General features: G+C 57.8%; 14 protein-coding genes. 1 reads left to right on the forward strand and 13 read right to left on the reverse strand.

Annotation, left to right across the window (positions count from 1 at the left end; all coding sequences use genetic code 11):
* Positions 1 to 2: 2 nt before the first annotated feature.
* From H7R56_RS13695 to pspA, 13 genes are all read right to left on the reverse strand, one after another.
* Positions 3 to 1,262, reverse strand: a complete 1,260-nt coding sequence (locus tag H7R56_RS13695) for an oligosaccharide MFS transporter (protein WP_106928963.1) — start codon at positions 1,260 to 1,262, stop codon at positions 3 to 5.
* A gap of 210 nt (positions 1,263 to 1,472) precedes the next feature.
* Entirely contained in the window at positions 1,473 to 3,014 is a 1,542-nt protein-coding gene (gene tyrR / locus H7R56_RS13700; RefSeq protein ID WP_106928965.1) for a transcriptional regulator TyrR, read from the reverse strand.
* A 212-nt stretch (positions 3,015 to 3,226) separates the two neighbouring features.
* The gene (locus tag H7R56_RS13705; protein ID WP_106928967.1) at positions 3,227 to 3,931 is read right to left on the reverse strand and encodes an ABC transporter ATP-binding protein; all 705 of its coding nucleotides are present in this window, start codon (positions 3,929 to 3,931) and stop codon (positions 3,227 to 3,229) included.
* The gene (locus H7R56_RS13710) at positions 3,918 to 4,754 is read right to left on the reverse strand and encodes an ABC transporter ATP-binding protein (RefSeq protein ID WP_106928969.1); all 837 of its coding nucleotides are present in this window, start codon (positions 4,752 to 4,754) and stop codon (positions 3,918 to 3,920) included. Before H7R56_RS13710 ends, H7R56_RS13705 begins: the two co-directional genes overlap by 14 nt.
* The gene (locus H7R56_RS13715) at positions 4,747 to 5,580 is read right to left on the reverse strand and encodes an ABC transporter permease (RefSeq protein ID WP_106928970.1); all 834 of its coding nucleotides are present in this window, start codon (positions 5,578 to 5,580) and stop codon (positions 4,747 to 4,749) included. Before H7R56_RS13715 ends, H7R56_RS13710 begins: the two co-directional genes overlap by 8 nt.
* On the reverse strand, positions 5,580 to 6,629 hold the full coding sequence (locus H7R56_RS13720) for an ABC transporter permease (protein ID WP_106928972.1): 1,050 nt from the start codon (positions 6,627 to 6,629) through the stop codon (positions 5,580 to 5,582). Before H7R56_RS13720 ends, H7R56_RS13715 begins: the two co-directional genes overlap by 1 nt.
* An 83-nt stretch (positions 6,630 to 6,712) precedes the next feature.
* Positions 6,713 to 8,281, reverse strand: a complete 1,569-nt coding sequence (locus tag H7R56_RS13725) for an ABC transporter substrate-binding protein (RefSeq protein ID WP_106928974.1) — start codon at positions 8,279 to 8,281, stop codon at positions 6,713 to 6,715.
* A gap of 125 nt (positions 8,282 to 8,406) precedes the next feature.
* Positions 8,407 to 9,474: a YcjF family protein gene (locus H7R56_RS13730; RefSeq protein WP_106928976.1), complete on the reverse strand. Its 1,068-nt coding sequence runs from the start codon at positions 9,472 to 9,474 to the stop codon at positions 8,407 to 8,409.
* Positions 9,471 to 10,868 (reverse strand): YcjX family GTP-binding protein, encoded by a 1,398-nt coding sequence (locus tag H7R56_RS13735; protein ID WP_106928979.1) that lies wholly within the window; start codon positions 10,866 to 10,868, stop codon positions 9,471 to 9,473. The genes H7R56_RS13730 and H7R56_RS13735 overlap by 4 nt, the downstream gene beginning before the upstream one ends.
* Before the next feature lie 34 nt (positions 10,869 to 10,902).
* Entirely contained in the window at positions 10,903 to 11,121 is a 219-nt protein-coding gene (gene pspD / locus H7R56_RS13740; RefSeq protein WP_106928981.1) for a phage shock protein PspD, read from the reverse strand.
* Between the two features lie 14 nt (positions 11,122 to 11,135).
* The gene (gene pspC, locus H7R56_RS13745; protein WP_106928983.1) at positions 11,136 to 11,495 is read right to left on the reverse strand and encodes an envelope stress response membrane protein PspC; all 360 of its coding nucleotides are present in this window, start codon (positions 11,493 to 11,495) and stop codon (positions 11,136 to 11,138) included.
* Entirely contained in the window at positions 11,492 to 11,716 is a 225-nt protein-coding gene (gene pspB, locus H7R56_RS13750; RefSeq protein WP_106928985.1) for an envelope stress response membrane protein PspB, read from the reverse strand. Before pspB ends, pspC begins: the two co-directional genes overlap by 4 nt.
* Before the next feature lie 56 nt (positions 11,717 to 11,772).
* Positions 11,773 to 12,441 carry a phage shock protein PspA gene (gene pspA / locus H7R56_RS13755; RefSeq protein ID WP_106928987.1) on the reverse strand — a complete coding sequence of 223 codons (669 nt, stop codon included), beginning with the start codon at positions 12,439 to 12,441 and terminating at the stop codon, positions 11,773 to 11,775.
* A gap of 167 nt (positions 12,442 to 12,608) precedes the next feature.
* Between pspA and pspF the strand changes: the two genes are divergently transcribed.
* Complete coding sequence (gene pspF, locus H7R56_RS13760; protein ID WP_106928989.1) at positions 12,609 to 13,583, forward strand: phage shock protein operon transcriptional activator; 975 nt, start codon at positions 12,609 to 12,611, stop codon at positions 13,581 to 13,583.
* Positions 13,584 to 13,694 lie beyond the last annotated feature (111 nt).

Genomic DNA, 13,694 nt, shown 5'->3' on the forward strand with positions numbered 1-13,694 from the left:
GCTCATGAGTGTCGGGGGTTCAAGGTTAATTGCGCTGTTTTACGATTATTGTTCAACAGCACCGCCGATAAAACCGTAAACAGCAGTGCGGTACCGCCCATTAATAAATAGGTATCAGCAAAGCCGATTTTTTCGTATAAATAACCGCTCAACGGTGACAGCAAAACGGTGCCCACATAGTTCACGCTTTGATAGCCTAATAAATACATGGTGCCGTTAATTTTTTTATCAAAATTTATCTCGAGGTATTTAAATACCGACACCAGCAGAAAGGACATTTCAATGCCCCAGGAAAGTTTGATAATACCAATCGCTAGCGCGCTGGTGACCAGCCCGGAACCGATAAAACGTGCGGCGACGACAAAACCGGTGATCAGCATCCCCGCTTTTGGCCCCAGCCGGTTAACGATTCCCGGCGCAACCATCATGCACAGAAACTCGCAGCCAAGGCTCGCTGCGCCAAGATAGCCGTACATCTGATGTCCCGTCTCTTTACTGTCATAAAAGGTAATAAAGAAACGAGGATACTGCTGCTCCGCGACAAACAATACCCACACCACACCGCAAACATAAAGGACAAACGTCCAGAAATTGCGCTGGCGGAACAGGGCCGTGATGTCTTTCAGCGTCGTTTTTTCTTTGGCGATAATCCGGCTTTTCACCTCATCGCTGACCTCAATCTTCATGGTCAGAACAATAATCAGAATGACCAGCGCACCGGCAGAGCTGATGCCAAAGTTAATCATGGGGTTAATATTAAAAATGTAGCCAGTGCTGGCCGCCGAGAAAACTGAGCCAATCGCTCCCCACATGCGAATTTGCCCAAACTCAAGGTCAAACAGGCGACCAAAGCGGTCAAGATATGACTCGGCCGCCGCGCAGCCCGCGTAATACCCCATACTTAAAAAGACCGCACCCGCCACGATCCCCAGATAAAGAACATTCTGTAATAGCGGTTTGTAAATATAAAAGAAGAATGGAAACACGGTAATAGAAATAAGTGATATGAAAAAAAGCAAATCCTTACGCAGCCCAAGCCGATCGATTAAAAATCCGTAAACCGGTTTAATCAATACCGCACAAAAACCGTTTACTGCGAAAACAATACCGATCGCCACGCCGTCCAGACCTATTTTTTCTGATAACCAGAAGGAATAGGTATCCAGGGTCGCTTTCCATGAAAAAAAGTACACTAATATAAATAAGCTCAACGTAATATAAATTTTACGCTTTGCTTTTACTGCTTCGTCGCACGTATTCATAGGCTCTCCTATATTGGAGTGCCAACAGTATTCGGGCAACCTGTTCTAAAACGGCATTGAGATCACAAAAAAAATCATTCTGCTAAAAACGTGGAAGTAATTGTCGTCGGGGCGGGGAAAAAGTTTGGAATTATGATGCAAACTTTTCTATTTTGATATGTCCAGAATAACCCGGTGGCACGGCACCACCGGGTTATTACGCGGCAGGGATTACTCTTCGCCCTTCTTATTACTCAAGCCATATTCCCGCAATTTATTGGCAATCGCCGTATGCGATACGCCAAGACGCTTAGCCAGCTTGCGCGTACTCGGATAGCTGCGATAAAGCTGAGTCAGCACCGAGCGCTCGAAACGGCGGGTAATGTCATCCAGCGAACCTTCCATCGCCTCTTCACCGACCGCCGCGCTTGAGACATCGTGATCCGGCAGCAGCACGTCCTGCGGACGCAGTTCGTAGCCTTCCAGCTGCGTCAGCGCACGATAGACTGCATTTTTCAGCTGCCGCACGTTGCCCGGCCAGCCATAGCGGGTCAGCACCGTATTCAAATCGGCAGACAGCTTCGGCCGCGCGATCCCCTGCTCATCGGCAAAGCGCGCCACGAACAGCTCGGTCAGCGGCATGATGTCCTGCGGACGATCGCGCAGCGGCGGCAGGTTGAGCGTCAGCACGTTGAGGCGATAGTAGAGATCCTCACGGAATAATCCCTTTTGCACCAGCTCGACCAGGTTTTTCTGCGTGGCACAGATAACGCGCACGTCAACGTGCACTTCATGATCTTCACCCACCCGGCGGAAAGTGCCGTCATTGAGGAAGCGCAGCAGTTTCGTCTGCATACGCGGCGACATTTCGCCAATTTCATCCAGCAGCACCGAGCCGCCGTTAGCCTGCTCAAAGAACCCTTTTTTGCCATCGGCAGCATCGCCAAACAGCTCGCTCTCGACGGCATCTTCCGGGATAGAACCACAGTTCAGGGCCAGGTACGGCTTCGCCGCGCGCGGGCTCGCCAGATGGCAAGCGTGAGCCAGCAGATCTTTACCGGTGCCGGTTTCCCCCACAATCAGCAGCGGCGCGGTCAGCAGCGCCAGCTTACGAGCCTGATCGACCACCTGCCGCATACGCGGGCTGACGGCGACAATCTGGCTGAACGCGCTAACATCCTGCGTGGTCATGGTTTGCAGCTGACGGCCCATACGCAATGTCGAGCGCAGCATGACGACTGCCCCCGCCAGGATTCGGCTATCGCCCTCGCCGTTGATGTAGACCGGCGTGGCTTCCAGCAGGAAGTTTTGCCCGTGGATCACCACATGCTCAGCATGTGATTCCACCGCATCGCTCTCCAGCCAGCGCTGGAAGTTGAAGCCGCTAATCAACTGCGCCACGTTGTGGTTACGCATGCGATCCTGGCTCATGCCAAACAGCTGGCAGCTCGCCGGGTTGGCACGTTCGATTTTGCTACGCGTATCCAGCGACAGCACCGGTTCCGGCATGGCTTCCAGCAGCGCGCTCAGCGCCAGGTGTTCGCGCTCGGAGGGCATCCACGGTACGGTACGTACGTCAGTGACGCCGGCGATACGGCGGATTTCCGCCATCAGGCTGCTGAAGCTGGAGAAATCCAGCTCCGCGAAATTAAGGTAGATTCGGCCAACAGGGTCGATATCGATACCGCGCAGATCAATACCGCGCAGGACCAATAAATCGAGCAGTTCACGAGTCAGACCAAGGCGGTCTTCACAAAAGACTTCAAGACGCATGGGAGTGTTCACCCTTAAGAGCCAAAGACGTATGAATAATAAGACAGTTATCGGTCGGCGGGAAGATGACTGTCAACAATTATTGACAGTATGGCGGAAAAATGGCCTTTGTGCCGTAAAGTTATACGATCAATCGGACAGAATCACTAAACCGCACCCGCGCCCTCTCCCTTTTAAGGGTGAGGGCGCGGACTGTGTCGGGCATTGAGGGGTTACCCCATACGGTGTTCGCCGCGCGTTAACGCTTCGCGATCGAAAAAGCGCTGAATGACGCCGCCGGCCATAAACGCCGCGCGATCCGACATATGCGCAATCACGTCCGCATCGTGGCTGACTAACAGATAGGTCATGCCGTGCGCCTGTTTGAGACGGTTAAGCAAATTAAGGATCTCCGCCTGCACCGACATATCCAGCGCCGATGTGGGTTCATCCAGCAGCAGGATTTTTGGACGCAACAACAGCGCGCGGGCAATGGCAACGCGCTGACGCTGGCCGCCGGAGAGCTGATGCGGATAGCGCCGCGCGGCATCGGCGGGCAGGCCCACCTGCTCCAGCGCGGTGCGCACGCGCATGTCGACCTCCGTCTCGCCGTGAATGCGCAGCGGTTCGCCCAACGTGCGCCACAGCGTATGATTCGGGTGCAGCGAGGCGTAAGGGTCCTGGAATACCATCTGCACATTGCGCCGCAGATCGCCGTGAAAGCGCGCCCCCGCGCCAATCTGGCGGCCGAACAGCGCCACCTTCCCGCGCCATTCCCGCTGAAGCCCGGCAATCACCCGCAGAATGGTCGACTTCCCGCAGCCGGACTCGCCGATCAGGCTGAACGTTTCGCCCTCCTCGACCTGAAAACTGGCAGCAGAGACTGCCGTTTTGTCACCAAAGGTCACCTGAAGCGACTCAAGATTAACGATCGCCATGCGCCGCCTCCTCAAAATTCTGCGTACGGTCCAGCGTCGGCAGCATTTGTCCATAGGTTTGCGCATTCGGGCGACAGGTCCACAGGGTGCGCGTATAGGGATGCGTAGCCTGCGGCAGGTCTGCAGCCGCCATCTCATCAACGCCGTTGCCCTGGTACATCACCAGCACGCGGTGGCAGTGCTGCGCCACCAGCGGCAGGTCGTGGCTGATCAGTAGCATGGCCATATGGCGTTGCTCGCACTGGGCGACCAATAGCTCAAGGATCTGGTTGCGCAGCCGGGCATCCAGCGCCGAGGTCGGTTCATCGGCGATCAGCACCTGCGGGTCGTTAATCAGCGCGATGGCGATCATCACCCGTTGCCCCATTCCACCGGACAGTTCGCCGGGATAGCGATCCAGCACGCGCACGTCCAGCCCCATGGCCAGCACGGCGGATTCTATTTTTTCCTGCCGCTCGCGTCGCCCCAGACGCTGATGCAGGGTCAGCGCTTCTTCCAGCTGTACCCGTATGGTTTTCACCGGGTTCAGCGCATAGCGCGGGTCCTGTAATACCATGGCGATATCGTTACCACGCAGCTCATGCCAGCCACGCGCGTTGAGCGTCAGCACATCGCGGCCTAGCACGCTCAGTCGTTCGGCGCTGACGATACCGGGCTTACGCACCAGCCCCATCAACGCCCGTGCGGTCATCGACTTACCGGAGCCCGATTCACCCACCAGCGCCAGGCGTTCATTACCCAGGGTAAAATTCATATTATTGACCACCCGGGCAGCAGGATAGTCAATATTCAGCCCCTGTACGCAGAGACGTTGTTCAGTCATGTTGCGGCTCCAGTACGTCACGTAAACCATCGCCTAGCAGGTTAAATGCCAGGCTGGCCAGCAGAATGGCCGCGCCCGGCGCGGCGGCAATCCACCACTGGTCAAAGATAACCTGCATACCATCGGCAATCATCGCCCCCCACTCCGCCATCGGCGGGCGAGCGCCCAGCCCGAGGAAACCGAGTCCCGCCGCCGCAAGAATAATGCCCGCCAGATCCAATGCCAGACGCACAATGGCGGACGGTAGGCACAGCGGCAGAATGTGGCCCACCAGCAGCCGTAGACCGCGAATGCCCATCATTTCGGCGGCGGCCAGATAGTCGCTGTGGCGCAGACGCTGAATCTCGCTGCGCGCCTGGCGCGCATAGGCAGGCCAGGTGGTTAAGGCCAGCGCCAGCGCACCGTTCACGAGGCCAGGGCCGAGCATCGCGACAAATGCGAAGGCCAGAATCAGCCTCGGCATCGACATCACGACATCGGTAAAGCGCATCAGAACGCGTTCCAGCCAGCCGCCGTAATAACCGGAGAGGATGCCAATCAGCAGCCCAACCGGCAGGGTAATCACCGTCACCAGCGCGACCAGCCCCAGCGCAGGCCGGGTACCGTAGATCAGCCGGGAAAGCAGATCGCGCCCGTAGCTGTCGGTCCCCAGCCAGTGCTGCGCGCTGGGCATTTGCAGACGCGCGGCGGCATCCTGCCAGTTCGGGTCCTGCGGCGCGAGCCACGGCGCAAACAGCGCCGTCAGGACCAGTAAAGCAATAACCGTCAGCCCACAGCACGCCGCAGGTGAACGCAGCAGACGACGTAAAAATAGCGAAGTGGGCATTAGCGAACCCTCGGATCGGTTAGCCGCACCAGCACGTCGGTGAGGTTATTTATCAGGACAAAACACACGCCAATCAGCAGCGTTCCGCCCATAATCGCCGACGTATCACCGGCAAACAGTGCCGTCGTCAGGTAACGCCCGATGCCCGGCCAGGAAAAAACCGTTTCGGTCAGCACCGCGCCTTCCAGCATGGCGGTATAGGCCAGCGCAATCACCGTCAGCAGCGTGCCGCGAATGTTCGGCAGTACGTGGCGCAGCAGAATGCTCATTTCTCCCGCCCCTTTGGCGCGCGCCAGCAGGATGTATTCTTTATTCATTTCGCTCAGACAGGCCGAACGCGTGAGGCGCGTAATGCTGGCCATCGAATAGTAGGCCAACAGCAGCACCGGCAGCACCAGGTGGCTGAAAGCGTTGCGGAAAGCCTCTTTATCGCCGGAAAGCCAGGTATCGATCAGCGCAAAGCCGGTTTTTGGCTCAATGGTGAACTGATAAATATCGTCAAGGCGACCGGGGCCGGGGCTCCACTGTAGCTTCGCGTAAAACAGCGCCAGCATCAGCAGCCCGAGCCAGAAAATCGGCACCGAGTTACCCAGCAGCGTCAACGTGCGCACGGCAAAATCCCACGGCGAGCCAGCATAGCGGGCGCACAAGACCCCGGCGATAACGCCGAAAATCGCACCGATAATCAGCGCCAGCGTCGCCAGTTCCAGCGTGGCCGGAAATGCCGCCAGCAGATCGTGCAGTACCGGCTGTCCGGTGGCGCTCGCGGTACCCAGATCGCCGTGGGTCAGATTCACCAGATAGTGCCAGAACTGTACCGGCAGCGATCGATCCAGCCCCAACTGGTGGCGCACCTGGTCATAGGTAGATTGGCTGGCATGGTCGCCAACAATTTGCAGCACCCGATCGACGGGCGAAAGCGCAGAAAGCGCAAAGGTCACCAGCAGCAGCCCCAGAAGCGTCAGCGCCAGCGTCAGTAGCCCCTGAAGCAGCGCCGACAGCAGACGCCGGGTTCGCAGAGCGGTTAGATTCGGTAAAACGGCGGGCATGGGAATTCCGTATTTCTATCAACGACAAAACAAACGGCCGCGGCCCGTAGGCGGATACCTGCGGGCCGCGGCGGCGATAGCGGTTACTTGGTCACGCGATCGTACCAGACCATATCGGCGTTAAGCCCCTGCTGGTAGCCTTTCACATTATCGCGGATAACAATCTGCGTTTTCCCCTGATCGATAAAGATATACGGCGAGCTGCGCTGTAGCTCTTCCTGCATTTTCTTATACAGGTCAAGACGTTTAGCCGCATCCGGCTCAGCCACTGCCGCCAGCGTCGCTTTGTTCAGCTCAGGAATTTTCCAGCCGTTTAGCCCGGCGACGGTGCTTGATTTACCGTCATTAAAGGCAAAAGCGCTGGCGTTAGAGTGCGCATCGAAGTAGTCCGGGATCCATAGACGGATGGCCGCCTGGTGCTGCTTCGCACGCACGCGAGCGTACACCTGGCTGCCCGCGGCCGGCAGCAGTTCAACCTTCACGCCACCCTGGGCAAAGCTGGCCTGCATCGATTGCGCGATGGTGATAAACGGCGGCTTGTTTTCCACATCGAGGGTAAAGTGCGCATCTTTAATGCCCGCTTTCGCCAGAATCGCTTTCGCTTTTTCAGGGTCAAATTTAAACGGCGTGTTGTCCAGCGCGCCCGGGAAGCCGACCGGCAGGAAGCTCTGATGCACAAAATACTGCCCTTTCAGCAGATCTTTGGTAATCCCGTTATAGTCGACCAGCCAGCGCGCGGCCTCCCAGAACGCCGGGTTAGCCAGCAGCGGGTTGGCGGTATTGGCAGTGTTGAAGGCAACGTAGTTTTGCTCCGCAGAAGGAATGCTCAGCACCTGTAGGCCTGGCTTGCCCTGCAAGGCATCAATTTGGTCGGCGCCGAGATCGCGCGCCACGTCAGCGTCACCCTGCTGAATCAGCAGGCGGCGCGAGGCCGGATCGGGCACGTTTTTAATGATCACGCTTTTCAGCTTCGGCGCACCGGTTGGCGAGGTAGCGTTTGCTTCCAGTACGATGGCCTGGTGCGGCTGGTAAACGCGCATTTTAAACGCACCGCTGCCGGCCGAGTGCATTTTTAGCCACTCGTTGCCAAAGTCATTCCCCTTCACGTTGGCCGCGACCAATTTTTCATCCACGATAGAGGCAATTGGCGTCGACAGAATATTCAGCGCCACCGCCGGGCTGACGTCAGCGGTCCAGTGAATTTGCAGCGTGTGATCGTCAACTTTCTTCAGTTGGCTAGCAATGTTATCCGGCTGCCAGCCTAAAACGTTGAGGATGAATGCCGGCGACTTGTTGAGCGTCACGGCGCGGGTGTAAGAGAAAATCACGTCTTCTGGACGAAGGGCGTTGCCGGAGGCAAATTTGGCGTCACTCTTAAGCTTGACGGTCAGCGTTTTCGCCGCCGCATCGGCCTGCCAGCTTTCGGCGAGAATCGGCGTGATTTTTGCCGGATCGTTGCGGTCCGGCTGGACCAGCCGCTGGTACAGGCTCGGCACCGTCTGGATGCTGGAAAGCTCGTTCGCTTCCGCCGGGTCAAGGCTGACGATATCATCCAGGCCCTGTGCGACCACCAGCGTCGTGGGCGGCGTAGCGGCATAGGCAGAAGCTGACAGCGCGGTCAGCACCAAAAACGGCAGCAATTTTCTTGTCATCGGGACTTCCTGATAATGATCATGCGGTTGGCGATACCCGCTAAGGTAGCGCCGCTTGTCACTTTCAGTAAAGATAAGTATAGATATACCTTATGCTATTTTCGCATAAGGTTATTTTATCTCGTTCAATCGTCCCGCGACGGCGCGCTTTTGCCCTTCTGTACCGTCGCCTTCAACTGCCCGACCAGCTCGCGGCGGAAATCCCCCAGACGCGGTTTGTCGTTGTCGATCCACGGCAGCGGGCGGCACAGTTCCATGGCTTTAATGCCCAGTCGTGCCGTGAGCAGCCCGGCACCAATACCCTGCGCTGCGCGAGTCGAAAGACGCGCGGCCAGATCCTGCGACATCCAGTCCATGCCGATTTCACGCACCAGCTCGCTGGCGCCGGCAAAAGCGATATTGATCAGCACCAGTCGGAACAGGCGCAAACGGCTGTAGTAACCGAGCTCAATGCCGTACAGGTTAGCAATACGGTTAATCAGCCGCAGGTTACGCCAGGCGATAAACCCCATGTCCACCAGCGCCAGCGGACTGACGGCGATCATCAAGGTCGATTCTGCCGCTGAGCGGCTGATTTCGCGCCGCGCCTGCGCATCGAGCACCGGCTGCACCAGGTGTGCATACAGGCTCACCACTTCACGGTCGCTTTGGGTCTCGTGTATTGCGGCATACCAGCGCTGTAGCGCCGGATGAGATTGATCCAGCCCAGCCTGACGTGCCAGGCTCTCACAGAAGGCACGCGCTTTGCCGACGCTGTGGCTGTGCATCAGCGTGCGGGCCTCATCACGCTCCTGCGCGCGCTGGCGTAAACGCCACAGCCTGCGCCACTCGGTGGCGACCGAGCCCACGCCCGCGCCAACGATCAGCGCGCCCGCAACGCAGCCGCCCAGCGCGGCCCAGTCCTGGGTTTGCCAGGCATTCACCGTCCACTGCACGCCCTGCGCAACCACGCTGGCGCCAAACAGCGTAAGCCCGGCGGTGACCATTTTACGCCACAGACTGCGTTTCGGGCGCAGCGCCGCTTCCACGGTAGCTTCGGCCTGTCCTTCCTGCTCGCCGATGTCATCCAGCGCCACGGGGGCGAATTTTTCCGCCGCTTCACCGTCAAACGCCTGCGCGCCTTTAAACTGTTCCGCCTTCGCTTCGTCAAGCGGCCCGTCAAAATCGATTCGCGGTTTAAAAGAATCGGTCATCGCAGCTTATCTCCAATCAAAAACTCCAGCGCCGCATCCAGGCGGATGTGCGGTAGCGGCTGGTCAACGTCCATCGTTAGCGGGCGAAAAGCCTCGAACTGGAAGCCCTGTTTGTCCCAGAAAGCCTGGCCCGGCAGCCGTGCAGGGACTTCGCCAGGATAAACCGTCAGCGGCTGGCCGTCGCTCAGACGATGGCCGCGCAGCGCAGGGATCTTCTCGCCGTTGACCTCAATCAACCCGCTTTGCGTCGCCTGCACCGAAGCCAGCCCCAGGCAGTCCATGGTGATACCTTCAAAGGCGGCATTCTGCCAGGCATCCTGAATCAGCTGTTGTAGCAGCGACACCATATTGCCGTGCTGATCGACGGTCACGTGATCCGCCTTGGTAGCGGCAAACAGCAGCTTATCAATCACCGGCGAAAACAGGCGGCGGAACAGCGTGCGCTGACCATAGTGGAAGCTGTGCATCAACTGAGTCAGGGCCAGACGCATATCGTTAAACGCCTGCGGCCCGCTGTTGAGCGGCTGTAAACAGTCAACCAGCACGATCTGGCGGTCGAAACGCAGGAAATGCTCTTTGTAGAACCCTTTCACCACTTTTTCGCAGTAATAATGGAAGCGTTCGCGCAGCATCCCCGCATTGCTGTGTTTGTCCGCCTGCGCCAGTTTTGCCTCACCCGCACCGTCGACGTCAGGCCACGGGAAGAACTGTAATGCCGGGGCGCCCGCCATATCACCGGGCAGCACAAAGCGCCCTGGCTGAATAAAGTGCAGCCCTTCCTGCTTACAGCGGTGCAGATAGTCGGTCCAGGCCTGGGCGATTTCCGCCAGACGGTTTTCATCGGCGGGAGCCAGCGGATCCAGCCCGGCGCACAGCTGGCGCCATTTTGCCGACCACTCGCCGCGCTGGCCGTTCAGCAGACCGGTCATCTGTCGCGACCAGGTCAGGTAGTCCTGATTCAGCATCGGCAGATCGAGCAGCCATTCGCCGGGATAGTCGACAATCTCCAGATACAGCGTGGAGGTCTCTTTGAAATGACGCAGCAGCGAATCGTTGGATTTGTAGCGTAGCGCAAGGCGAATTTCACTCACTCCGCGAGTGGGCGTCGGCCACGCCGGCGGCTGGCCGTAGAGCTGCGCCAGCCCTTCGTCATAGGTAAAGCGTGGAATGCCGAGATCGCGCTGGGGAATGCGCTTCACGCCCAGCAGACGCTCCTCACGCACCGCGCTCAGCAGCGGCAGCCGCGCGCCGGTATGCACGTTCAGCAGTTGATTCACCAGGCCGGTGATAAATGCGGTCTTGCCGCTCCGGCTCAGGCCGGTAACGGCAAGACGAAGATGCCGGTCAACGCCACGGTTGACCAGCGCATTGAATTCATTTTTGAGTCGCTTCATTGCTTATCAGACACTCCCGTCCACGCCGATAGCGCTATTTTGCCATGGGGAAATAGCGTTTGGCGAGGCGCGACAGCAGCGGTTCCAGCGCCACCGCCAGGATCATTTTCAACGGACGGCGCGCCACGGACTTCACCGCCCATCCGGCGACGCCCGCCGGACCGTAACGCAGTGCGGTCAGCAGAGCGAGTTTGCCGACGATTTTCAAACCGGGCTTCACCTTCTGTCCCGCCCGCTGCCATTTATTGCTCATCGTTTACCTCTTTATCAGAGCTGACGGAAGCGGCTGCGCAACGTAAAGGTATCGGACGTCACGTAGCGTTCCATCTCGCGTAACCGCTGTTCGCCAGCGGCCAGTTCGGCATCGACCGCGTCCAGCAAGTCGCGGCTGGTGGGCTGATGCTCGCCGTTCATGGCCCCTTCCGGCATCGGATCGAGGGCAAAGGTCAGAATGACGTAGGCGACGAGGATGAAGAAAAACAGGCCGAACAGCATCGCCAGCACGGTAATAATACGAATCAGCTTCACCGGCACGTCGAGGTACTCGGCAATGCCGGCACAGACCCCTTTCACCATGCCCCGCTGCGGGATTCGCCACAGCTTTTTGTTAAAATCCAGCGCCATTATTTGTCTCTCCAGTTTGGATGCTCGGCATCGAGAATCGCCTCCAGCGCCTGAATGCGTTCGCGCATTCGCTTCGCGTCATCGGTCAGCTGCAGCAGACGCTGCTGCTCGCCCTGCGAAAGCTCACCCGAACGGGAGCGGTTGCTGTAGTGAAGCCAGAGCCAAATTGGCAATACGAACAGCACAAACAGCGTCAGCGGTATGCCAAGAAAAAGCGCGCTCATAATAACTCCTTATCATGTATGAGCAGCGGCGCGGGGATGGCGCGCCGCTGGAATAATTATTCGTTATCTTGCTTCATTTTGGCTTTCAGCGCGGCCAACTGCTCGCTGATTTCATCGTCCGCCTTCAGCTCAGCAAACTGCTGGTCCAGCGACGGCTGTTTACCAAAGCGGTGGCTCTCAGCCTCGGCTTCCATATGATCGATACGACGTTCAAAGGACTCGAAGCGGGCCATCGCTTCATCCAGTTTACCGCTGTCCAGCTGACGACGCACATCGCGGGACGAACTGGCCGCCTGATGACGCAGCGCCAGCGACTGCTGACGGGCGCGGGTTTCGCTCAGCTTGTTTTCCAGCTCGCCAATCTCTTTTTTCATTCGCGCCAGCGTTTCATCCACCAGCGTGACTTCATGCTCCAGCGTATCGATAACGTCGGTCAGCTTTTGTTTTTCAATCAGCGCCGCGCGCGCCAGATCTTCTTTATCTTTGCGCAGCGCCAGCTCGGCTTTCTCCTGCCACTCAACCTGTTGCGCCAGCGCACGTTCCACGCGGCGGGTCAGGTCTTTCTTTTCCGCCAGCGCGCGGGCGGAGGTGGAGCGCACTTCCACCAGCGTATCTTCCATTTCCTGGATCATCAGTCGCACCAGCTTCTGCGGATCTTCTGCTTTCTCGAGCAGCGAGTTGATGTTGGCGTTCACGATGTCGGCAAAACGAGAAAAAATACCCATTGTTCAATCCTCATAGTTCTGTGTTTCGGGCTTAGCCCTGCGTAATGCTTATTACAACTTCCGTGCCAACTTTTTATCTCATTGATTATAAAAGAGGTGATTGAATTTTGCGCCGCAAACGCCTACAGTGAAATGGCGAATTACACCAACAAGTGGCGAATTTCATCATGGCAGAATACAAAGATAACCTTCTCGGCGAGGACAACCGCTTTCTCGAAGTGCTGGAGCAGGTTTCCCGGCTGGCGCCGCTGAATAAACCGGTGCTGATTATCGGTGAGCGCGGGACGGGCAAGGAGCTTATCGCCAACCGTCTGCACTACCTCTCCTCCTGCTGGCAGGGGCCGTTTATTTCGCTCAACTGCGCGGCGCTGAATGAAAACCTGCTCGATTCCGAGCTGTTCGGCCATGAGGCCGGCGCCTTTACCGGCGCGCAAAAGCGTCATCCAGGCCGTTTCGAGCGCGCCGATGGCGGCACGTTGTTCCTTGATGAACTGGCCACCGCGCCAATGCTGGTACAGGAGAAACTGCTGCGCGTCATTGAATACGGCGAGCTCGAACGCGTCGGCGGCAGTCAGCCATTGCAGGTCAACGTCCGCCTGGTCTGCGCCACCAACGCCGATCTGCCCCAGCAGGTTGCGGAAGGCGCCTTCCGCGCCGACCTGCTTGACCGTCTGGCGTTTGACGTGGTGCTGCTACCGCCCTTACGCGAGCGCCAGAGCGATATCATGCTGATGGCCGAACATTTTGCGATTCAGATGTGCCGCGAGCTGAAGCTGCCGCTGTTCCCGGGCTTTACCGAACGCGCGCGCGACACGCTGCGGCACTACCGCTGGCCGGGTAATATTCGCGAACTGAAAAACGTGGTGGAGCGTTCAGTTTATCGCCATGGCTCCATTGATGAACCGCTGGACGACATTATTATCGACCCCTTCCACCGCCAGCCCGCCATCAGCAGCGCAACGGAAGAGGCTACCGCCCGCCCCGCGCTGCCGCTTAACCTGCGCCAGTTTCAGCTGGAGCAAGAAAAAAGCCTGCTACAGCAAAGCCTGCAACAGGCCCGGTTTAATCAGAAAAACGCCGCTGAACTGCTGGGGCTAACCTACCATCAACTGCGCGCGCTGTTAAAAAAACATCAGATCTGACAACGGCACGACGCGCCGCACCAGCGGCGAATTTTGCGTGGCGATCAGAGAGCAACACGCGGGTGTTATACGCGTTAACCCCACTGATTTGATGACTTTTAAAGCAGTTAC

Source organism: Klebsiella sp. WP3-W18-ESBL-02 (assembly GCF_014168815.1).
Classification (GTDB): domain Bacteria; phylum Pseudomonadota; class Gammaproteobacteria; order Enterobacterales; family Enterobacteriaceae; genus Kluyvera; species Kluyvera ascorbata_B.